We start from the raw sequence: 21,618 nt of genomic DNA, 5'->3' as shown, positions 1-21,618 counted from the left end.
GATGACGACTTCAGACGCACGGCTGGTTGACGCGCTGCGGGCGTCACTCAAGGAGGTCGAACGGCTTCGCGGCCAGAACCGCAAGCTTTCGTCGACCCTGCATGAGCCGATCGCCATCGTGGGCATGGCATGCCGCTATCCCGGCGGTGTGGAGTCCGCCGAGGACCTCTGGCAGATGGCCGCCGAGGGTCGGGATGCGGTGGGCGCCTTCCCCGAGGACCGCGGCTGGGACACCGGGCTGTACGACCCCGAACCGGGTGCCGAAGGGAAGGTGTACGCCCGCGAAGGTGGCTTCCTCCATGGCGCGGGCGGCTTCGACTCGGCCTTCTTCGGGATCGGTCCGAACGAGGCGCTGATCATGGACCCGCACCGGCGACTGCTGCTTGAGGTGTCGTGGGAAGCGCTCGAGCGGGCCGCGATCGACCCGGGCACCCTGCGGGGGAGTCGGACCGGTGTCTTCGCCGGTGTGATGTACCACGACTATCCGTACAGCAGCTCGACCGGCTCGATGGTCTCCGGGCGGGTGGCGTACACGCTGGGTCTTGAGGGGCCGGCGGTGACGATGGATACGGCGTGTTCGTCGTCGTTGGTGGCGTTGCATTCGGCGGTGCAGTCTCTGCGGTCGGGGGACAGTTCGCTGGCGTTGGTGGGTGGCGTGACGGTGATGGCGACGCCGGAGACGTTTGTGGAGTTCAGTCGTCAGCGTGGGTTGGCTGCGGACGGTCGGTGCAAGTCGTTCGCGGCGGCGGCCGATGGCACGGGCTGGGGCGAGGGCGTCGGCGTCCTGGTGGTGGAGCGCCTTTCAGACGCCCGGCGCAACGGTCACCCGGTCCTCGCCGTGGTACGCGGCTCGGCGATCAACCAGGACGGTGCGAGCAACGGCTTCACCGCGCCGAACGGTCCGTCCCAGATGCGCGTCATTCGGCAGGCGCTCGCGAATGCGGGTCTGACGGGTGCCGATGTGGATTTGGTGGAGGCGCACGGTACGGGTACGACGCTGGGTGATCCGATTGAGGCTCAGGCGTTGTTGGCGACGTATGGGCAGGATCGGGTTGAGGGTCGGCCGTTGTGGCTGGGTTCGGTGAAGTCGAACATGGGTCATACGCAGGCTGCTGCTGGTGTGGCGGGGATTATTAAGGTTGTTCATGCGATGCGGCATGGTGTGTTGCCGAAGACGTTGCATGTGGATCGTCCGTCGGATCAGGTGGATTGGTCTGCGGGTGCGGTGGAGCTGCTGACGGAGGCCCGTGAGTGGCCTGAGACGGATGGTCCGCGGCGGGCTGCGGTGTCGTCGTTCGGGATCAGTGGCACGAACGCGCACGTGATCATCGAGCAGGCGCCGGAGGAGGAGCCCGCCGAGAGCAACGGGGCGGAGGAGGTTCCGGCTTCTGTTCTGGAGCTTCCGGTGCACGCCTGGGTGCTCTCGGCCATGGGAGCGGAGGCGTTGAAGGCGCAGGCGGCGCGCCTGCTGGCGCAGGTGGTGAATGGATCAGAGACACGTCCGGTGGACATCGGATACTCGCTCGCGACGTCGCGTGCGGGGTTCGAGCATCGGGCTGCTGTGGTGGGCGGGACGCGGGAGCAGCTGGTTGAGGGGCTGCGTGCGCTGGCCGGCGACGGGCGGGATGGTTCGGTGTTCCGCGGCGCGGCCAGGTCCAGGCCGAAGACGGCGTTCTTGTTCACGGGTCAGGGTGCGCAGCGGGTGGGGATGGGCCGTGAGCTGTACGGCGCGTTCTCCGTGTTTGCTGAGGCTTTCGATGCGGTGGTCGCGGAGTTGGACGGCCACTTGTCGGGGTCGTTGCGGGATGTGGTGTGGGGTGAGGACGCGGGTGTTCTGGAGCGGACGGAGTTCACTCAGCCGGCGTTGTTCGCTTTTGAGACGGCGTTGTTCCGTCTGTTGGAGTCGTGGGGTGTGCGTCCCGACTTCGTCGCCGGGCACTCGGTGGGTGAGCTGACCGCCGCGCACATAGCGGGAGTTCTCTCGCTGGCTGATGCGTCGAGGTTGGTGGCGGCGCGTGCGCGGCTGATGCAGGCGCTTCCGGAGGGTGGCGCGATGGTCGCTGTCCGGGCGTCGGAGGACGAGGTCCTTCCGTATCTGACCTCGGACGCGGTGAGCATCGCGGCGGTGAACGGTCCGGACGCGGTGGTGATCTCCGGAGCCGAGAAGGAGGTCCTCGAGGTTGCGGCTCGCTTTGAAGAGCTGGGCCGTAAGACGAGCCGACTGCGGGTCTCGCACGCCTTCCACTCGCCGCTGATGGAACCGATGCTGAAGGAGTTCCGGACGGTCGCGGAGAGCGTCGAGTACGGCGAAGCCCGTATCCCCGTCGTCTCCAACGTCACCGGCGAGCTGGCCACTTCGGACGATCTGCGCACTGCCGAGTACTGGGTGCGTCACGTCCGCGAGGCCGTCCGTTTCGGGGACGGTGTTCGTGCGCTGTCGGCTGCGGGGGTCTCGGTGTTCCTGGAGGTCGGTCCCGACACCGTCCTCACTGCGATGGCACAGAACTCCGCGACCGACGCGGTGTTCGTGCCCGGCCTGCGTCGCAACCAGAGCGAGCCCGAGGCCCTGGTGACCGCGCTGGCGCGGCTGCACACCGTCGGCCACGCACCCGACTGGGCCGCGTTCTACGCACCCACCGGTGCCTGCCGCGTCGACCTGCCCACGTACGCCTTCCAGCACCAGCACTACTGGCTGCTTCCCGACGCGATGGAATCCAACCCGGAGTCCCTTGGGCTCGTCTCAACCGATCACCCGGTCCTGGGCGCGGCCGTTGGTCTGCCCGACGGGGGAGTGGTGTTCACTGGCCGACTTTCCCTCAACTCCCATCTCTGGCTTGCTGATCACAGTGTTCTGGGCAGTGTGCTGTTGCCGGGGACGGGCCTGGTGGAGCTGGCCCTCCGCGCGGGTGACGAGGTCGGGTGCGGGCTGTTGGAGGAGCTGACTCTTCAGGCGCCCTTGACCCTGCCCGACTCTGAGGGCTTGCAGGTTCAGGTCGTGGTCGGGGCCGCTGCGGATGACGGTGCGCGTGCGGTGAGTGTGCACTCGCGGCCGGAGGGCGACCGGGACGTGCCGTGGACGCAGCATGCTGAAGGGGTTCTGTTCCCGCAGGCTCCCGCTCCCGATGTCGATCTGGCGGTGTGGCCGCCGGCTGGTGCGGTGTCGGTGTCGGTGGAGGGTGCGTATGAGCGGTTGGAGGGTCTGGGGTATGAGTACGGTCCGGTGTTCCAGGGGCTGAAGGCTGTCTGGACGCGGGGTGAGGAGATCTTTGCCGAGGTCGCCCTTCCTGACGAGGCCCATGACGATGCCGGCCGGTTTGGTCTGCATCCTGCTCTTCTTGATGCTGCGCTTCATTCGGTGTTGTTGTCGGGTGGTGAGGGGGAGTCGGAGCCGGTGTTGCCGTTCTCCTGGAGTGGTGTGTCGTTGCATGCGGTGGGGGCTGTCGAGGCGCGGGTGCGGGTGGTGCGCTCGGGTGGCAGTGATGTGTCGGTGTGGCTTGCTGATGGTGCGGGGCGTCCGGTTGCTTCGGTGGGGAGGCTGGCGTCGCGTCGGGTCTCCGCGGAGCAGTTGGCTGCTGGTGGGCGTGCGTTCCATGACGGGTTGTTCCGTCTCGACTGGCTGCCGGCCACCGTCCCTGCCTCCGTCCCTGCCTCCGTCCCTGCTTCTGTTTCTGGGGGTTGGGCGTTGTGGGAGGACGTGGTTGGTGGTGATGGGGTGGTGCCGGGTGTGGTGGTGTTGCCCTGTGGTGGTGTGGGGTCGGGTCCTGGTGTGGTGCGGGATGTGGTGTCGGGTGTGTTGGGTGTGGTGCAGGAGTGGTTGGAGGGGGAGCGGTTCGCTGACAGCCGGCTGGTGATCGTCACTCGGGGTGCGGTGTCGGTGGATGGTGGTGATGTGTCGGATCTGGCTGGTGCTGCGGTGTGGGGGTTGGTGCGTTCCGCGCAGGCGGGTGCGCCGGACCGGTTCGTTCTCGCTGATTTTGGTGAGGGGACGGGTCTGGAGGATGGTCTTGCGGTGGTGGCTTCGGTTGGTGAGCCGCAGGTGGTGGTGCGTGAGGGTGTGGCTCGGGTGGCCCGGCTGGGTCGGGTGGCCGTTGATACGTCGGTAACTCTGGCTGGAGGCGCGAGTTCGTCGGCGACCGGGGAAGTTGTTGGTTCGTCGGTGGGTGGTTTTGGTTCGGGTGCGGTGTTGGTGACGGGTGCGTCTGGGTTGTTGGGTGGGTTGGTGGCCCGGCGGTTGGTGTCGGTGTTCGGGGTGCGTGAGTTGGTGTTGGTGAGTCGTCGTGGTGGTGGTGCTGCGGGGGCTGGTGCGTTGGTTGCGGAGTTGGAGGCGGCTGGGGCGCGGGTGGTGTTGAAGGCGTGTGATGTGTCGGATCGGGATGGTCTGGCGAAGGTGTTGGCGGATCATCCGGTGTCGGGTGTGGTGCATCTGGCGGGTGTGTTGGATGACGGTGTGATCGGTGCGATGACGCGGGAGCGGTTGGGTCGGGTGTTGGCGCCGAAGGTGGATGCGGCGTGGCATTTGCATGAGTTGACGGCGGGGATGGATCTGTCGGCGTTCGTGATGTTCTCTTCGGCGGCTGGTGTGCTGGGGAATGCGGGGCAGGCGAACTATGCGGCGGCGAATACGTTCTTGGATGCTCTTGCGGCTCATCGTCAAGCTCGGGGTCTGCCGGGCAAGGCTTTGGCGTGGGGGTTGTGGTCTGCGGGGGATGGGATGGGGGGTGAGTTGTCGGGGGCTGATCTGCGGCGGATGAAGCAGGTCGGTATCGAGGGGCTGACGGCCGAGCGTGGCCTGGAGTTGTTCGATACGGCGTTGGGTCTCGATGATCCGGCTCTGGTCCCGATCCAGCTCGACCTGCCCACCCTCCGACAAGCCGCCGACAACCTCCCCGAGCTCCTTCACGCCCTGGCCCCGCCTGCCCGGCGGCGTTCTGTCGCGGGCAAGGCCGATCCCGGCGCACTGCGCCGTACGCTCGACGCGCTGGACGCGGACGGGCAGCACGAGCTGCTTCAGGAACTGGTCACCGGACTTGCCGCCGGCCTGCTCGGGTACCAGGACGCCGGGGGCATCGACCCCGAACGTGACTTCCTGGAGCTGGGCTTCGACTCGCTCATGGCGATGGAACTGCGGTCCGCGCTCAGCGAGGCGATCGGGCTGCGGCTTCCGTCGATGGTGGTCTTCGACCACAAGAGCGCGGCGGCGCTGGCGCGCTTCCTCCTGGACGAGATCTCCGCGGCCGGTCCGGTCTCCGGCGTAGCGTCCGCGGACGGGGCGCCGCAGGCGGGGACGGGTGCAGGACGCCCGTCCGGCGCTGCGGCGGACACCCTCAGCCAGCTGTTCCGCGAGGCCCTCCAGAACGGCCCGCTCCAGAAGGCGATGACCATGCTGAACGCGGTCGCGGAGACGCGGCCCGCCTTCACCTCGGCCTCGGACATCCCCGCCCTCCCGGTTCCTGTCCGGCTGATGGAGGGGCCCGCCGGACGTACCCGGCTGATCTGCCTGAGTACGCCCATGGCCACCAGTGGGGTCTATCAGCACGCGCACATCGCCAACCACTTCAAGGGCATCCGCGGAGTCGCCGGCATTCCGCTGCCGGGCTTCGTACGCGGCGACAGCCTGCCTGCCACGAACGACGCCGCCGCCGAGGTGCTGGCGGAGGCCGCCCTCCAGGCCGCGGGTGGCGAACGGTTCGTGCTGGCCGGCTACTCGGCGGGCGGCATCCTCGCCCACGCTGCCGCGATGCATCTCGAACAGCGCGGCGTGCGTCCCGCCGGTGTCGTACTCATGGACTCCTATCTTCCCGACGTCTCCAACGCGCTGCTCGACGGCCTGCTGGAAACCATGCTGGAGATGGAGCAGACCTTCGACGGGTTCGACAGCGCCCGGCTGTCCTCCATGGGCCGCTACAGCAACATGCTCGGCTCGTTCCCCCTGGAGGGGCTGCGGGCCCCGGTGCTCTTCCTGCAATGTGCCAGGCCCTTCCCCGGCGCGGACACGGACGGTCCTGGCGACGCCTGGCAGGCCGCGCCCTGGAACGGAACCCAGACGGTACGAGGAGTGGGGGCCAACCACTTCACCATGCTGGAAGAGGGCGCGGCGGACTGCGCGCGGGCGATCGAGGACTGGATCGGCACGCTGGACTGACGTACGCCGGTCCGGGCGCTGTGACCGCGGGTCCTCCCTGGTCACGGCGCCCGGGAGGCCGCGCCGACCGCAGGGGAGCAGCATGCGGCAGCCGATCCGTTCCGCCGCTCGCTCCCCGACCAATCGATGAGTTTCCGACCGAGCGACCGATGAAGGGTGATCGAACATGAGTGTGGCCGCCGGGTCCCAGCGGGCCGTGACCAAGGGCACTGTGCCGTTCGGCGAGTACCGGACCTGGTACCGCATCACCGGGGACGTGACCTCGGACAAGCCCGCGCTCGTCGTGGTGCACGGCGGCCCGGGCAGTACCCATGACTACCTGCAGAACATGGCGGTGTTCGCCGACCACGGCTGGCCCGTCGTCCACTACGACCAGCTGGGCAACGGTGGCTCCACCCATCTGCCCGACCGCGGCGCCGACTTCTGGACCGTGGACCTCTTCCTCGCGGAGCTGGACAACCTGCTCGGCGAGCTGGGTGTCGCCGACAACTACGTCCTCTTCGGCCAGTCCTGGGGCGGACTGCTGGTGGCCGAGCACGCCGCCCGGAAGCCCGCCGGGCTGCGTGGGCTGGTCATTGCCAACGCGCCGGCCTCCTACCCGCTGTGGCTCCAGGAGATGGAGGTGCTGCGGGCCGAGCTGCCGCCCGGCGTCAACGAGACGCTGCTGCGCCACGAGGCGGCAGGGACCACCGGGTCCAACGAGTACTACGAGGCCATGGGCCCGTTCTACGACCGCCATGTCTGCCGTATCAAGCCGTGGCCGCGTGACTACCAGGCGTCGTTCTACGAGGTCTACAACGACCCCACGGTCTACTTCACGATGAACGGGCCGAGCGAGTTCCACGTCATCGGCACCCTGCGCGACTGGGGCGTGGAGGACCGCCTCGCCGACATCGAGGTGCCGACCCTCGTGCTCTCCGGCCGCCACGACGAGGCGACGCCCGTCACGGTGCGGCCCTACGCGGAGCTGATCCCGCAGGCGCGGTGGGAGATCTTCGAGGACTCCAGCCACCTGCCCCACCTGGAGGAGCCCGAGCGGTTCGTCGAGGTGATGCTCGGCTATCTGCGCGAGCGACGCTGACCAACGGGCCGGCGCGAGCGAATCTGACCGACGGGCCGGCGCGAGGGGCCTGACCAACGGTCCGGCGCGAGGGGCCTGGCTACGGCCTCAGCGCTGGGCCGTGGCCAGGAATCGGCGTAAGGGCCGGGGTGCAGGAACGGGGACCGCCGATCGGCGGTCCCCGTTCCTGCACCCCGGCCTGTCGTGCTGTCAGGCGCCGAACAGTGCCGTGGCGCGTGTGGTGAGCGCCTTGCGGTCGATCTTGCGGTTGGAGTTGAGGGGGAACGCCCCGAGGTGCTCGTATCGGCGCGGGAGCATTCCGGCGGGCAGGATCTCCCGCAGGGCCCGTGCCAGGACCGCCGGGGAGGTACGTGTGCCGGTGTAGAAGACCACCAGCTCGGTGCCGCCCTCCACCTGCTGGACCACCGTGAGGGCGTCCTCCACGCCGGGGCAGGAGCGTACGGCGTGGTCGACCTCGGCCAGCTCCACGCGCCAGCCCTGGAGCTGCACCTGTGAGTCGAGCCGTCCGAGGTAGATCAGCTCGTCGCTGCCGGGCAGCCGGCGCATCCGGTCCCCGGTGCGGTACCAACGGCGGCCGTCGCGTTCCAGGAAGCGGCCCTCGTTGTCCGCCGGGTCGAGGTAGCCGACGGTCATCTGCGGTCCGGTGACGCAGAGTTCGCCCTCGTCCTCGGCGAGGGAGCCGTCGTCCGCGAGCAGCAGGTGGTCATGGCCCGGGTGGACCGCGCCGATGGGGACCAGGCCGTTGACGCCGTGCTCGGCCGAGACCACCGGGTCCCAGCGATGGCCGGTGATGGTGATCGTCAGCTCGGTGGGTCCGTAGATGTTCTCCAGCAGCGAGCCCGAGGCGGCCTCGTGCCAGTCGGCGGCGTCCTGGCAGTGCAGCGCCTCGCCCGCGAAGAAGCTCCACCGCAGGGTGGGCAGCGAGTCCGGGGACAACTGCCCCGTACGACGGATGAGGGAAATCGCGCTGGGTGTGGAGAACCACACCGTGATGCCCTCCTCGCGCAGGTGGTCGGGGAGCCGGCGGTAGCTGTGCGGGGGGATGGTGGCGACGGTGGCGCCGGCGCCCCAGGCGCAGAACAGGTCGAACATCGCGCAGTCGAAGTTGAGGTCGAAGGTCTGCGAGAAGACGTCCTGCGCCGTGAAGTCGTACCGCTCGTCCAGTAGTTGGAAGTAGTGGTACGTGCTGCCGTGGCTGATCGGCACCCCCTTGGGGCTGCCGGTGGAGCCGGACGTGAAGAGCATGTATGCGGTGTCCTCGGCAGCGACCGTCCGCGGGGCGCTCAGCGCCGCCGCGGGGTCCACGGTGATCCGTCGCCAGGGAGTCACCGCATCGGCGTCGGTGAGGACGGTGCCGTCCGCCGTGGCCGCGAGCACTGCGGTGCGGGCGGGCAGGGCAGGGTCGAGGTCGGCGGCCTGGAGCTGGAGTCTGGACAGCGCTGCCGCGCCCTCCTCGTCCACGACGATCGCCTCGACCCCGGCCAGTTCCAGCATCCGGCGGGTGCGTTCCGTGGGGAACTCGGGGTTGAGCGGCACCACGGTGGCGCCCGTGTAGAGCCCGGCGAGCAGGCCGACGTAGGCGGGGACGGTCTTGCCCGCCAGGACCCCGACCGCGCGGGGCGGGGTGCCGCCGGCACACAGGGCGCCGGCCCAGGTGAGGGCGAGGTCATGGGCCTCGCGGTAGCTGAGTGCGGACGTGCTGCCGAGCCGAAGTGCCGTGCCGTCAGGGGATATCCCCAGGCCGCGCAGAAAGCGGTGATGGAGCGCGTGCTCGACGGTGCCGGACATACTTCCTCCTGTGGGTGGTCGTTTCCCGCAGGCCGCGCATTACCGTGATCCCGGCTGCCGGCCCACGGACAGGGGTTTCCCTGGACGCGTTAAGCGGGACAGGGGTTGGTAGCGGTTGTTCGGGTTCTCGTCGGGCGATTAGCGTCACCACCCTTAGGCAGGTCCGCTGTTAAAGCCGGAACCGGAATGGGGCCCGAACACATGAGTACGTGGGACAAGGAATTCGAAGAAATCATCCGCAGCTATCTGCCATTTCTTTCGGCGGACGAGCCGCTGGAGGAGGATGCCGGACTGCGGGATCTCGGTCTGGACTCGATGGGAACCGTGGAGCTGCTCAATGCGCTTGAGAATTCCTACGGTGTCCGCTTCGTCGACGAGGCACTGAGCATGCAGACCTTCGCGACGCCCGGAGTGCTCTGGGCCAAGATGTCGGAGCTGGTGCAGCTCACGCACGGCTGACCGGAGTCGGCCGTGCGTGAGCGGCGGGGTTCGCCGGGGCTTCGCCTCAGCGGGCCCCGCCGCGGCGTTGCGGGCGCAGTGCCAGCCGCGGATCGACCGCCGTGACCTCGAAGTTGCGGGTGGCGACGGAGACGCGTCCGAACAGCGCGTCCTGGCCGGCGACGAACAGGCGGCCGACACCGCGGTCGCGGAGCGCGGTCAGGGCGTCCGGCCAGTGGACCGCACGGACGCAGCCGTCGAGTATCAGCTCGCGCACCTCGGCCCCGGTGGTCAGCAGCTTCCCGTCGTGGTCGGAGACCACCGGCAGCCGTGGATCGCTGAACTCCAGCCCCGCCAGAGCCTCGTCCTCGATGCGGCGGCGCAGCCCGCCGAAGGCCGGAGAGTGCATGGGCGGGTGCATCACGTAGAGCGGCAGCCCGCCCAGGGCGCGCAGCCGCAGCTGGAGCCACTCCAGGCGGGACCGCGACAGCGTCAGCATGGCGAAGTCGTCGTCGACCTGGCAGGTGATGTCGTGCCACTCGCCCATGGCGTCCAGCTCGTCGCGCACGGTGCGCAGCGTCTCGGGCGGGGTCCGGGCGAAGGAGAGCGTGACCGCTTCGCGGTGTTCCGTCGCGAAGTAGTCGTCCAGCACCCGGGCGAAGCGGGCGGTCATCGTCACACCGTCGGCGAAGTCGAGAGCGCCGGAGTGGACGGCGGCTGCCTTGTTGCCGAAGCTCGGCCCCACGCATACCGTGGGCTCGCAGCCGAGGGTGGCCTCGGCCCACCGGGCGAGCGCCAGACTGTTGACGAGGAAGGCGACTTGGGCGTATTCCGAGTAGTCGCCCTCCGTGTCGCGATAGCGGTCGATGAGGGAGTAGCCGAGCCGTTCGTCGGCCGCGGCCACCAGTTTCCTGGCCTGCGGGTTGATCACCATGAATCGGGCCACGTCCTCGAACCGGGTGGGTCCCATCCCCGGGAAGACCACGGCATGGCCCGTGCGAGTCTCCTTGTCCATGGCGACAGTGTTGGCGTTGCGGACGAGGGCGCAGCACCCCTAGCCGCCCCTAAGCCGCAGGACGGGAGGCACCCTCCGTGTTCCCCGCCGTTCAGGCCGTGGCCCCTTCGAGTACCAGGACCGCGTTGTGCCCGCCGAAACCGAACGTCGTGGACATCCCGACGGGCCGGCGGCCCGGCGCGGTGGTCAGCGGTACGGCGTGCAGGACGTGGCGCAGTGTCCCGAGCGCGGCGTCGGGCCGCCGCAGCCCCACGGTGGGTGGTGCGACCTTCGCGTTGAGCGCCATCAGCGTGGCGATCGCCTCGACCGCGCCTGCCGCCCCCATCAGATGGCCGGTGGCGGACTTGGTGGAGGACATCGGCAGGGTCTCCAGGGCGTCGGCGAGCACACCGCGCAGCGCGGCGATCTCCAGTCGGTCGTCGCGGGCGCTGCCGGTGGCGTGCGCGTTGAGATAGCTCAGCGCGTCAGGAGTGACGCCCGCGTCGTCGAGGGCGTGCCGGACGGCGTCCATGGCGGCGACGCCGTCCTCGGCGGGGGAGAGCACGTGGAACGCGTCGCAGCTGGAGCCGTAGCCCAGGATCTCGCCCAGGACGGGCCGGCCGCGCCGTTCGGCGCTCTCCGCGGACTCCAGGACCAGCACGCCCGCGCCCTCACCCATCAGGAAGCCGTCGCGTTCCTCGTCGAACGGGACGGAGATCCCGGTGGGAGACATGATCCCGGCGTTGAGGTAGGCGGAGCGCATGAAATTGGTCAGCGGCGCGTCCGCGCCGCCCACCACCGCGGCGTCCGCGGCGCCGCTGCGGATGGCCCGAACGCCCCGGCCGATGGCCTGCGTTCCTGAGGCGCAGCCCGAAGTGACGCAGTACGTCTCACCGCGCAGCCGGTGCCGGACGGCAATCTGGACAGCGGCCGAATGAGGCGCCATCATCGGCACGGCATGCCGCGAGACGGCATCGGTTCCGTTGCGCCGCATGGTGGTCAGCTGCTCCTCGAAGGTCAGCACGCCACCGGCGACGGAGCCGATGACGCACATGACGCGTTCCGGTGCGTAGGGCAGGCCGTTGGACCAGCCGGCCTGCCGTATCGCTTCCTCGGCGGCGACGAGCGCGAGCTGGCTGAAGCGGTCGGTGGCGTGGATCCCCTTACGGCTCAGCACCGCATGCGGGTCGAACGTCTGACAGTGGCCCTCGCCGTCGGTCAGCCCGGACTCTCCGTTCACCACCCGGTTGTGGAGGGCCGCCACTCCTTCGCCCAACGGAGTGACCGCACCGGTTCCGGTGACCATGACACGGTGCCGGAACGGCGGCGGATGGCGGTCGTCGGTTTTCATTTGTCCTCCGGGAATTGTGCGACGCAATTGGCACGGGGCGGGAATTCTCTATGACATCGGCGGCGTCATCTCTGGCCCATCACACATACCCTTCGATTCCTGAGGCTTGGCCACGAGCCTGGGGGCTCCGGGCGTACGAGCATGGTGCACGTCCGCAGTTCCGGAAGCGCGACGGCCTGCAACCGGCCCGCAGGACAGTGTTACCAGGGCATTACCTGCTCACCTATGGCGGGCCAAGATTAGGGGGGTGTCACGGGAGTTCAGGGGTGGTCGATTCTGGCCACTTCGAAAGGGCCGAGGGCATACTCGTGGCGTCAGCGCGCGGCTTCCGTCGCAACGGTCCATGCCCGAGAGGAATCCGACTGCCATGACCGCAGCACCGGCGCAATCCAATGTCTGGGTCCGGCGGTACCACCCCGCCCCGGACGCCGGCGTCCGACTGGTCTGCTTTCCGCACGCCGGTGGGTCCGCCACGTTCTACTTCCCCGTGGCCCGTGCCCTGAGCCCGGCCCTGGACGTCCTGGCGGTGCAGTACCCGGGCCGGCAGGACCGGCACACGGAACCGCCGGTGGACTCCATCCACGCGCTCGCGGACGTGGTGACGGACGAACTGCTCTCGGGCTGGGCCGACCGGCCGCTCGTCCTGTTCGGCCACAGCATGGGGGCCATGGTCGCCTACGAGGTGGCCACCCGGCTCCAGGAGCGCGGGGCGCCCGCGGCGGGTCTGCTCGCTTCCGGCCGTCGTGCGCCGTCCACCTATCGCGACGAGAACGTCCACGCCGCCGACGACGAGGGCATCGTCGCGGAGATGAAGCGCATGCAGGGCACGGACGAGCAGGTCTTCGCGGACGAGGATGTCCTGCGGATGATCCTGCCCGCGGTGCGCAGCGACTACCGGGCGGTGGAGACGTACCGGCACCGGCCGGGGCCACCGCTGGAGTGCCCGGTCACCGTGCTCGTCGGCGGGGACGACCCGCAGGTGACGCCGGAGGAGGCGCAGGCATGGGAGCGTCACACCGACGCTTCGTTCCGACTCCTCACCTACCCTGGCGGCCACTTCTATCTCGTTGCTCAGGTTCCCGAAGTCCTGCGGGAGATACGTGAGTTCACCGACACCGTGAAGCCCGCGGGTGCGGGCGGAGGCGCTGCCTTCCCGCTGCGATGAGCGGGTAGACGCAGAGAACGACGTACGGCGCCGCCTTCCGAGCGGCCGGATTCGGCCGGGAAGGCGAGCTCAACGGTCCGAAGCGTGACGCCGAGGTTCTGGAGGCCCTCATGGTCGCCGAGAAAACTGTTCCCAACACTCAGTCCGCCCCGCGCGGAACCGCATCCCTGGCGACCGCCGCCGCAATGCGCCGCTCCCGCCGATCGGCCGGGCGCGGCGGGCCGGTGGCCGACTCGACGGCGGCTGCCGGGAGGACGACCCGGCCGGCGTCGCACCCGCTGTTCGACGATGCGGTGGCACGCGCACCCCGCGCGCCGGCGCCCGCGTTCGCCGACCTCCCCGAACTGCCGACCCTGCCGATGCTTCTCGGCTTCGGCTTCTGGGTGCCCGGAGCCGAGAGGCCGGCCCCCGGAGGCGACGGGAGCGGCGTCGACGCGGACGGCCGGGTGCCGTCGCCCGCCCAGCAGGGCGAGGGACGTCCGTTGCCGGGCGTCCGGTCCTCCACCTGAGAATCCGGCCCCGGCCGGGTAACCGCGCGGGGCCGTCGTTCCACGGATCGCTCACCACGGCCATGTGGTGAGCGATCCTCCGGCATGTGCTGTGGCCGGACTCCGGATGGGGAACACGGCAGAGCGGAATCGTCCCGGTGCCCGCGATCTCCTGTGCGTACGGACATCTCCCGTGAGAAGCGGGCGGAGTGCTGCCTGCCGCGCGGCTTCCACCTGGGCCGTCACCAGCACTGCTCACAGCCGCACGCGATGACACCGGTCCCGTCCGCCGTACGGCGAACGGGACCTGAGAGCAAGGACATGCGCCGCCGGGTTCAGCCCTGGGCCCGGCCCTCCATGGCGCCGCGCCGGTCGGCCAGGTGAGTCGGCAGATTGCTGCGCCTGGTCACCCCGAGCTTGCGGTATATGCGGGTCAGATGCTGCTCGACCGTGCTGACCGTGATGAACAGCTGCCCGCTGATCTCCCGGTTGGTGTGACCGCGCGCGGCCAGCGTGGCCACCCTGCGCTCCGCCTCGCTCAGCTGCTCGCAGACCGACGAGGTCGCTGCCCTGGGACCCGGCACCGTCGGGTCCGGCTCAGGGCTCTCCCGCTCCGCCGATTCCTCGCTTCCGGTGCGGCAGATCCGGGCCTCCTGCGACGCCCGGCGGGCGGTGGAACGCGCCTGTTCGTTCTGACCGGACTGCTGCAGTACCCGGCTCATCGCCTTGAGGGCACGGGACAGTTCGAGCCGGTCCTCGGATCGCTCCAGATGGTCGATGGCGCGTTCCAGCAGACCCTGGCGTCGGCCCGGATCGCTGCATGACGCCAGCAGCCGCAGGGCGACCCCCTTCGCGCGGACGTCCAGCCGGGGGTGCTCCAGTTCCTCGGTGAGCAGCCGATGGGCGAGGACCGTGCGGCCGAGCCGCATATTGGCCAGGGCGAGGTCGCCCCGCCACGGGAAGAGCGCGGGGAAGTCCAGGCCCAGCCGTTCGGAGAGGCCCCCGGCGGCCCGGAAGTCGCTGACAGCGGACAACGCCCGGTCGGTGGCCAGGAAGTGGTGGCCGCGAGCCCGTAGGTAGTGTGCCCCCCACACGGTGCCGAACATTGCCTCCGGCACGACCTGGCGGAGGTGCTCCGCGACCGCGCCGTGGTTGTCGAGAGCCGTGTCGATCTGCATCAGGATGCTCAGCGGATAGCCGATGAACACGCCCCAGGCGGAGGCGGGAAGACGTTCGTAGCCGGTGGTGGCCAGCTTCGCCGCGGCAGCCAGATCGCCTTGCCGCAGGGCGATCGCGGCGCGGAGGCACTCCAGCACCGCGAGCCAGGTGGGGGCGAGCCGGCGGGTGGCCTCCTCGCGGAGGACGTCGCACCAGCTCACGGCCGATTCGGTCTCGCCGTCGTGCAGCAGGGCGAGGATCGCCGCGACGACCGTCTCCAGCGAGACGTCGTCGAGTGCGCAGTTCTCCAGCACACGACGGGCCTTGGCGGCGGCATGGTCCGCGCCGGTGCGGGTGGACAGTGCGGCGAGATCCCATACGGCATGCGCACAGCTGGAGGACCCACCGCCGGTCGGCTCCGCGCTGTGCTCGGGTCTGGTGGCGGGGCGGTGCCATTCCTCCACCGCCGGTCCGTAGACCCAGCGTTCGGCCAGCCGGAGACAGGCGATCGTGCTGTCGTCGACGGCTCCACCGGATGCCTCCAGCACCTTCAGCCCCAGCGCCGCGGTTTCGGTGTCGCCCTGCCACAGGGCGTGCCGGACCAGTGTGGCGGTGTCCCGGCGGCTGAGTGCTTCCATGTCGGGACCCTCGGGAAGCAGGGCCAGGTGCAGGGCGGAGACCGCCGGGCTCGTCCGCCAGGACGCGTGGGCCAGGGCGAGCCGTGCGCTGTCGTGCTCGGTCCCCGGCGTGCAGGCGTTCATCACCAGTTCCAGGTACTGGACGGCGGTGCCGGAGTCGTCGTGGGCGAGCGCCTGTTCCGCTGCCGCCCGCAGGACTCCCGTGGCCCAGCCCTCCACCACGATGCCGGCCTCGGCGAGGTGCCGGGCGACAGGACGGGGGCCGATGCCCTGCTGGTGCAGGAGCTTGGCCGCCTGGAGATGCAGACGCGTGCGCTCGGTCGTGGAGAGGCTGTTGAGCAGCGTCTTGGCGATCGCCGGATGACGGAACCGGTAGTTCCCCGGCGTCGGACCGGAGGTGAGGAGCGCCTCCGCGACGAGTGTGTGCAGCACCTGTTCCGTGGTGTCCACGCTGAGACCGCTGAGCCGGCTCAGCGGACCGGCGGCGCCTTCGTCACCGAGCACGGCCAATGCCTCGGCGACTTCGAGGAGTTGGGGATTCCATCGGTAGAGGCAGGCGAGCACCGCCTGCTGATAGTGGCTCCCGACCGTCGCCAGTCCTGCCGGGCCGCGGCCCGGGGACTCGATGCCCGCTGTCCGCTGGTCCTCCAGCAGGGCGTCCACCAGCTTGGGGTTGCCGCCGGTCAGCTCGTAGTAGGCGGCGACCAGCCCGGGGTCGGGCTGTTCCCCGGTGCGCTGGGTGATCAGTCCGGCGATGCCGTGCTCGGAGAGCGGCACCAGCCGGATCAGGCCATGCGGAAGCCGGGTGATCTCCGCGTAGAAGCGCGGCAGGGTGGGCTGCGCCCAGTCCCACTTGCTCAGCACGATCATGATCCGTGCCGACTCCATGCGGCGGCTCAGGTAGAGCAGCAGCTGGAGGGAGAACGCGTCGGCGAACTGTACGTCGTCGACACCGATGACCAACGGGCGCTCCCGGGAAAGGCGCAGCAGTTCGGCACAGGTGTCGCGCACGGCTCGCGCGCCGGCTCCGGATAAGGACTCCAGGTCCGGGCTCCCGGGCTGAGCGGCGACCACGGCCGGGCTGAGCAACGCCGAGACATGCTCGGTGGTCTCGGCGGGAAGCCCCCGGGAGTGGAACAACTGGTCGACCACATCGGCCTGGAGCGACTGGAGTCCGCGCGCGGCGGTCGCGGTCAGACAGAGCGCGCCCACACGGTCCGCGCGCGCCGCGAACTCCTGAAGGAGTTCGGCCTTACCACTCGTCAGTCCGCCGTTGACAATGAGCAGACGTCCCCTTCCCTCTGCGGTATCCGTGAGCTGGTCGCCGAGGTGGCGCAGTGCGTCGACGTACTCAAGAAGCATCGGTGGTACCCCCGTTCCACACCCGAGCTTTGATAAGTCCCCCCGGGCTGCTGCCTATCGCCTTCACCATTGACTTCAATGGTTCGCATACGAGGTTCTGTGTTGCGTGCGCAAGGACTGTCCGTCAGTTGGGATAACGGCCCCCCGGCACCCAGCGGCCGACGATAGCACCCCATTCAGTGCTGTTGTACGACGGCAAAATGAAGGCCGCATTACGCTTGATGGCTACCGGGCCCAATCGGTTCCGCCGCGCCAAGGGTCTGTTGCGCTCGTCGAATATTCGACTCTTCCAGGGGTGGCGCGGCGGTCCTGCGGTGATCAGCCGAGTTCCCGTGCTCGCGGGGGCCGGTCCTCGGGATGGTCTCGCGGCGGTCGCGGCGTCTCGAAAGGACGGGCGGAGGCGGAGCCAGTACGTATACGGCTTGCCACGCCGGGCCCGGCGCGAAACCGCCCACGTACGGGCCCGGCGCGATCGTCCTCCGGCGGTGGCTTGGAACCGTCCCCGTAACGCGTCCCAGGTCGGAGCCTTGATCGCCGTCCGGGTGCGCCCGGCCGGCCGCCGCCGCGCTCGTCGCGAGCGGCCCGCTCTCCGGCGGGGCCAGGTTTCTCCCGGACATCTCGTAGCCATGGGCGGCAGGCCCTCGTGGCGCGGCCCGGACCGGGCGGGAATGGCCGGATCGCGGACGCTGGCCGAAAATGCCGGGGTGTAACGAATGGGATTTCCGGCGGAATTCCTCGAATCGGACGCCGACTGCCAGCCAAATTGCGTTCGTTTCAAGCCGTCGGACGTGTCGCGCAATGGCGCATACGGCGCACGGGCGCTTCGAGGAGCCCCGCTGCGGGGCAGTAGGGGGAACTCGTGGGTACGGCAACCCGAGCATCCGGGGAGCCCTGTCCTGCCGCGCCCCTAGGGGGCCCTAGGGGTGTTGGGCCGTGGGTGCGGACAAGACGATTGTACCTACCTGTTTTCATCAGGAAGGTACAGCGATGACGACCGATCCTGCCCTCGCAGGACGCAAAGAATGGCTGGCGCTCGCCGTCCTGGCGCTGCCGCTGCTGTTGGTGTCGATGGACATCTCCATCCTCTTCTTCGCCGTGCCGGCGATCAGCGCCGACCTGTCGCCCACCGGCACGCAACTGCTGTGGGTCTTCGACATCTACGCCTTCGTCCTGGCCGGGCTCCTCATCACGATGGGCTCGGTCGGCGACCGGATGGGCCGGCGCAAGCTGCTCATGACCGGCACGGTCTTCTTCGGCGGTGCCTCGCTGATCGCCGCCTACGCCTCCAGCGCGGGCATGCTGATCGGCGCCCGCGCCCTCCTCGGTGTCGGCGGCGCCTGCCTGCTGCCGTCCACGCTCTCGCTGATCCGCAGCATCTTCACCGACGCGACGCAGCGGGCCAAGGCCCTCGGTGTCTGGTCGGCCGTGCTGATCTCCGGTGTCTCCCTCGGCCCGGTGCTCTCCGGGGTGATGCTGGAGTTCTTCTGGTGGGGATCGGTGTTCCTCATCAACGCTCCGGTGATGGTGCTGCTCCTGGTCCTGGCGCCCCGGCTGCTGCCGGAGTTCAAGGACCCGCAGCCGGGACCGTTCGACGCCGTCAGCTGTCTGCTGTCGCTGGGTGCGATCCTCCCGGTCATCTACGGGATCAAGGAGCTCGGGACGGACGGCGTCGAGGTCGTGCCGGTGGTCGCGATCGCGGCCGGCCTGGTCGTCGCCTTCCTCTTCGTCCTGCGCCAACGCACGGCCGCCACACCGCTGCTGGACCTCTCGCTGCTGCGGACCCGCGCCTTCCGCGGCGGAGTGGCCTTCGCGATGGTCGCCGCCTGGGTGATGATCGGCTTCGCGATCTTCACCACCCAGTATCTGCAGTCGGTCCAGGGGATGTCGGCGCTGGAGGCCGCCCTGTGGAGCCTCACCCCGTCGGCCGGAATCTTCCTCGCCACCGGAGTGTCCACGGGCCTGGCGCAGCGCGTGGACCACGCGTTCATCGTGGGCGGTGCGTTCGTCCTCACCGCCGGCGGTCTGCTCTTCCTCACCCAGGTCCGTGCCGACTCCCCGCTGTGGATGGTGCTGGTCGGGGCGGGCGGGCTGTCCGCCGGTGTCGCCGCCACGATGCCCCTGCTCACCGGCATGGTCGTGGGCTCCGCTCCGCCGGAGAAGGCGGGCATCGCCTCCGCCACGCTCCAGACCGGACAGGAACTGGGCGGCGCGGTGGGTCTGGCGACCCTGGGCACGCTCGGCAGCGCGGTGTACCGCAGCAGTCTGGACGGCTCGGTCCCCGACGGGCTGCCTGCCGCGGCGCAGGACGCGGCGAGGGAAACCCTCGCGGCGGCAGTCCTGGTCGCCGGCGAACTCCCCGACGACATGGGCGGGGCGCTGCTCACCGCGGCGCGCGAGTCCTTCACCGACGGTCTGAACGCGGCGGCGCTGGCCGGCGCGGGCGTCCTGCTCCTCGCGTCCTTGCTGGTCGTGTTGCTGCTGCGGGGTGCCGCAGGGCCCGCCGTGGCGGCCGTGGCGGGACCGTCCGAGGCCGCGGACGGGCCGGACGGGCCGGTCGCTTCTCCCGAGGCCGCGAACCCTGTGGGAACGAAGAGCTGAAACGAGGAGCAGGTCCTACGGCCGCTGTCCCACCGAGTGTGGGGCGGCGGCCGTCTTTTCGTGGGAATGCAGTTCGATGTTCGATTGAGCCCGCCGGTAGGGACAGTGTGCCGTGGTCGGGGCATTCGACCGATCGTCAGCAGTCGTTCTTCCGTGCGGTGACGCGTGGGCTCCGTGAATCCTGATGGCACGATGACGCGATGCCTGCATTCCCGCATGCGTGAAGGGTCGACAGGGGAATTCGGATAATGCGCGGTACGGGATCAGGCGATTCCGCCGTGGGAATCTCCCTCGCGAAGCGGAATGCGTTTGGCTCGTCCATGGAGTGTGACTCCCGTATGAACTCGTTGAAATAAGAATCAGTTTTGGGTGGTGGGCGAGTGTGCTCGGCGCGCGCATTTCCGAGAGGTGAGAGCCGGTGCCGCTGCGGTGGGCCGCACCCCCGTCTGCCCGCTCCTGGCGGCCCGTGTCAGGCAACGGGCGACGTGGGCCTACCCGATTTCCTCGTACACCGATCAGCGTGACGCTTCGACTCCGGTACGTACGCGCCGCCCTTTGGCGGGTGCACTGGAGGTCATCTCACCGGCACCGGTGGGCCGTTCCCGCAGGCTATGTGGAACCGCGACTACCGAAGTGCACCTTCCGGTTGTGGGCCCCAGATGAATATGCCTCACATCGGAAACCGGGGACACGTGGCACGGGATGCCACACCGCATGCGGTGCACGAGCTCGCCCGTGAAGTACCCGACGCGGAGCGGAGGAAAGCGACTTTGCGGCGAATCGGGGCAAGGGTGGAGCCGCGCCGTCACATCAATGCGCTCCGCCGCATGCGGATGCAGGGGCTCGCCCCCGGTCGGAATGATCAAGAGGACCTCGTACAGCGAAGCGCGCTCAGCGGCGGTGCCCGACGGTCCGGCGATGAGTCGCGCGGATGAGGACGGAGACCAGGTCGGCCAGGTCCGCAGCCCCGGCGGCGTCGTCCGCGTAACGCGTGGTCTGCAAGGGGCCGACGTGATCCAGCCGGACTCCCTCCAGCTCCAGGACGTAGGCGAGGGTGAGCAGGGCGAGGCGGGCGTTGCCGTCCGGGAAGGGGTGGAAGAACGCCACGTCCAGATAGGCCCTGGCCGCGCGCGAGGCCGGGGGGACTCCGGGGTCGGCGCTGTCACGCAGACATGTTGCGAAGTCCCGCTGGGTGCGCGGCGTCAGTGCGTAGCGTTCGCGGCCGCCCTTGGCGAAGGCGTCCCCCTGCCGGAACGAGACCTCGGGGAGGCCGAGGACCAGTCGCTGCCATTCGGTCAGCAGCGTGCAGGTGAGGGGGCGCCCGTGCGAAGCGTCCGCGCGCGATCGGGCCAGCGCGGCGAGCAGCCGGTCGCCCCGGGCCGGATCCGAGGAACGGCCCCCTTCGCGGCACCAGGCGGCGAGGCCGTCCACGGCCGGCCCGACCGGGGACGGCGTCTCACCGGCCGCGGATGCCCAGTCGATCCGGTCCCTGACTCCGCACCAGGCCGCCAAGGAGTCAGTGGTCACGGTAGGGATGCTCTCCGGTCAGACGTACGGCAAGGTCGTCGCCCACCGTGTCGATCAGGGTCCGCGACGGTTCCGTCCAGCTTCTGAACCGTCCGCCGATCGCGGCGTCGACCGCGACCTTCGCCGCCTCGGGGCTCATGCCCGTGGACGTGAGGAACCACGCCAGCACCGTGTGGCAGAGCCCGTACCAGCCGCATTCGGCACCGGTGCGGTCCACGACCACCGTCACCAGGCGGACGGCCGCCCGTTCCAGGTGCCAACTGCGATCCTCGGCATCCGCTCCGGCAGGCGGTGCCAACCGTGCGAAGCGCTCGGCCAGTTCCTCCAGCCAGTCGCGCCACTCCAGCAGCGAAGCGATCACACGGGCAGCGGTCGCTTCGGGTTCGCGTACGGAATGGGAGGCGCAGCACCAGCTGATGACCACGCCGCCGCCCCCGCCTTCGCCGACCGCCCAGTGCCACCCGCAGACCCACCGGCCGTACCGGGCCGCCAGGAGCGCGGTGACCTCGTCGGTGAAGCGATAGCGCTCCTGCCACCCGGCACCGGCAGGAGGCACCATCGAGGCGATCACCCCGCCGATCCGGGATTCCTCGCTCTCGTCCCACTCGAAGGGATGCAGATCGGGGTCGGCGGCGGGCCACGGCAACCAGCCCGGGGCGAGCGCGTAGTCGATGGCCGTGGCGTTCCTCCGGAACCGGTCTGGGCAGGACGACCGACCGATCGTGCCAAGTGCTGACGGCTTTGTCATACGAGTTTCCTGCGCCGCCGGGCGGACGTGCTCGGGCGTACCGTCCGCGCTCCCACATCCTGCCCCGCAAGCGCTTCGGCCCTCCCTGTGCCGAGACGGCACCGCGCCGTGTGCGACCTGCGCGAATGCGGATCACACGG

The 21,618-nt window shown here is 69.7% G+C and carries 12 protein-coding genes; 6 read left to right on the top strand and 6 right to left on the bottom strand.

Annotation, left to right across the window (positions count from 1 at the left end):
• Position 1 precedes the first annotated feature (1 nt).
• Both OG230_RS03165 and OG230_RS03160 read left to right on the top strand, forming a co-directional pair.
• Positions 2 to 6,142, top strand: a complete 6,141-nt coding sequence (locus OG230_RS03165; protein ID WP_328908589.1) for a type I polyketide synthase — start codon at positions 2 to 4, stop codon at positions 6,140 to 6,142.
• A 166-nt stretch (positions 6,143 to 6,308) separates the two neighbouring features.
• Complete coding sequence (locus tag OG230_RS03160; RefSeq protein ID WP_328908588.1) at positions 6,309 to 7,223, top strand: proline iminopeptidase-family hydrolase; 915 nt, start codon at positions 6,309 to 6,311, stop codon at positions 7,221 to 7,223.
• Between the two features lie 189 nt (positions 7,224 to 7,412).
• Here OG230_RS03160 and OG230_RS03155 read toward each other — a convergent pair whose 3' ends face one another.
• The gene (locus OG230_RS03155; RefSeq protein WP_328908587.1) at positions 7,413 to 9,011 is read right to left on the bottom strand and encodes an AMP-binding protein; all 1,599 of its coding nucleotides are present in this window, start codon (positions 9,009 to 9,011) and stop codon (positions 7,413 to 7,415) included.
• A gap of 201 nt (positions 9,012 to 9,212) precedes the next feature.
• Between OG230_RS03155 and OG230_RS03150 the strand changes: the two genes are divergently transcribed.
• Entirely contained in the window at positions 9,213 to 9,470 is a 258-nt protein-coding gene (locus OG230_RS03150; RefSeq protein ID WP_328908586.1) for a phosphopantetheine-binding protein, read from the top strand.
• Positions 9,471 to 9,516: 46 nt separating this feature from the next.
• On the opposite strand, the gene OG230_RS03145 is transcribed toward OG230_RS03150, so the two are convergent.
• Positions 9,517 to 10,464: an ACP S-malonyltransferase gene (locus OG230_RS03145; RefSeq protein WP_328908585.1), complete on the bottom strand. Its 948-nt coding sequence runs from the start codon at positions 10,462 to 10,464 to the stop codon at positions 9,517 to 9,519.
• 91 nt (positions 10,465 to 10,555) lie between these two features.
• Positions 10,556 to 11,794: a beta-ketoacyl-[acyl-carrier-protein] synthase family protein gene (locus OG230_RS03140; protein WP_328908584.1), complete on the bottom strand. Its 1,239-nt coding sequence runs from the start codon at positions 11,792 to 11,794 to the stop codon at positions 10,556 to 10,558.
• Between the two features lie 367 nt (positions 11,795 to 12,161).
• On the opposite strand from OG230_RS03140, the gene OG230_RS03135 reads away from it, so the two are divergent.
• Both OG230_RS03135 and OG230_RS03130 read left to right on the top strand, forming a co-directional pair.
• Positions 12,162 to 12,959, top strand: coding sequence for a thioesterase II family protein (locus OG230_RS03135; RefSeq protein ID WP_328908583.1), 798 nt, complete (start codon positions 12,162 to 12,164; stop codon positions 12,957 to 12,959).
• A 110-nt stretch (positions 12,960 to 13,069) separates the two neighbouring features.
• Positions 13,070 to 13,468: a hypothetical protein gene (locus OG230_RS03130; protein ID WP_328908582.1), complete on the top strand. Its 399-nt coding sequence runs from the start codon at positions 13,070 to 13,072 to the stop codon at positions 13,466 to 13,468.
• A gap of 314 nt (positions 13,469 to 13,782) precedes the next feature.
• Here OG230_RS03130 and OG230_RS03125 read toward each other — a convergent pair whose 3' ends face one another.
• Complete coding sequence (locus OG230_RS03125; protein ID WP_328908581.1) at positions 13,783 to 16,605, bottom strand: ATP-binding protein; 2,823 nt, start codon at positions 16,603 to 16,605, stop codon at positions 13,783 to 13,785.
• A 987-nt stretch (positions 16,606 to 17,592) separates the two neighbouring features.
• Between OG230_RS03125 and OG230_RS03120 the strand changes: the two genes are divergently transcribed.
• Positions 17,593 to 19,203: an MFS transporter gene (locus tag OG230_RS03120; protein WP_328908580.1), complete on the top strand. Its 1,611-nt coding sequence runs from the start codon at positions 17,593 to 17,595 to the stop codon at positions 19,201 to 19,203.
• 891 nt (positions 19,204 to 20,094) lie between these two features.
• Here OG230_RS03120 and OG230_RS03115 read toward each other — a convergent pair.
• Positions 20,095 to 20,730: a Fic family protein gene (locus OG230_RS03115; RefSeq protein ID WP_328908579.1), complete on the bottom strand. Its 636-nt coding sequence runs from the start codon at positions 20,728 to 20,730 to the stop codon at positions 20,095 to 20,097.
• The gene (locus tag OG230_RS03110; protein ID WP_328908578.1) at positions 20,720 to 21,478 is read right to left on the bottom strand and encodes a hypothetical protein; all 759 of its coding nucleotides are present in this window, start codon (positions 21,476 to 21,478) and stop codon (positions 20,720 to 20,722) included. The genes OG230_RS03115 and OG230_RS03110 overlap by 11 nt, the downstream gene beginning before the upstream one ends.
• Positions 21,479 to 21,618 lie beyond the last annotated feature (140 nt).

Origin of the sequence: Streptomyces sp. NBC_00234 (genome assembly GCF_036195325.1) — a bacterium.
Classification (GTDB): domain Bacteria; phylum Actinomycetota; class Actinomycetes; order Streptomycetales; family Streptomycetaceae; genus Streptomyces.
The sequence above is the reverse complement of the archived record's forward strand: the minus strand, read 5'-3'. Positions and strand labels throughout refer to the sequence as shown.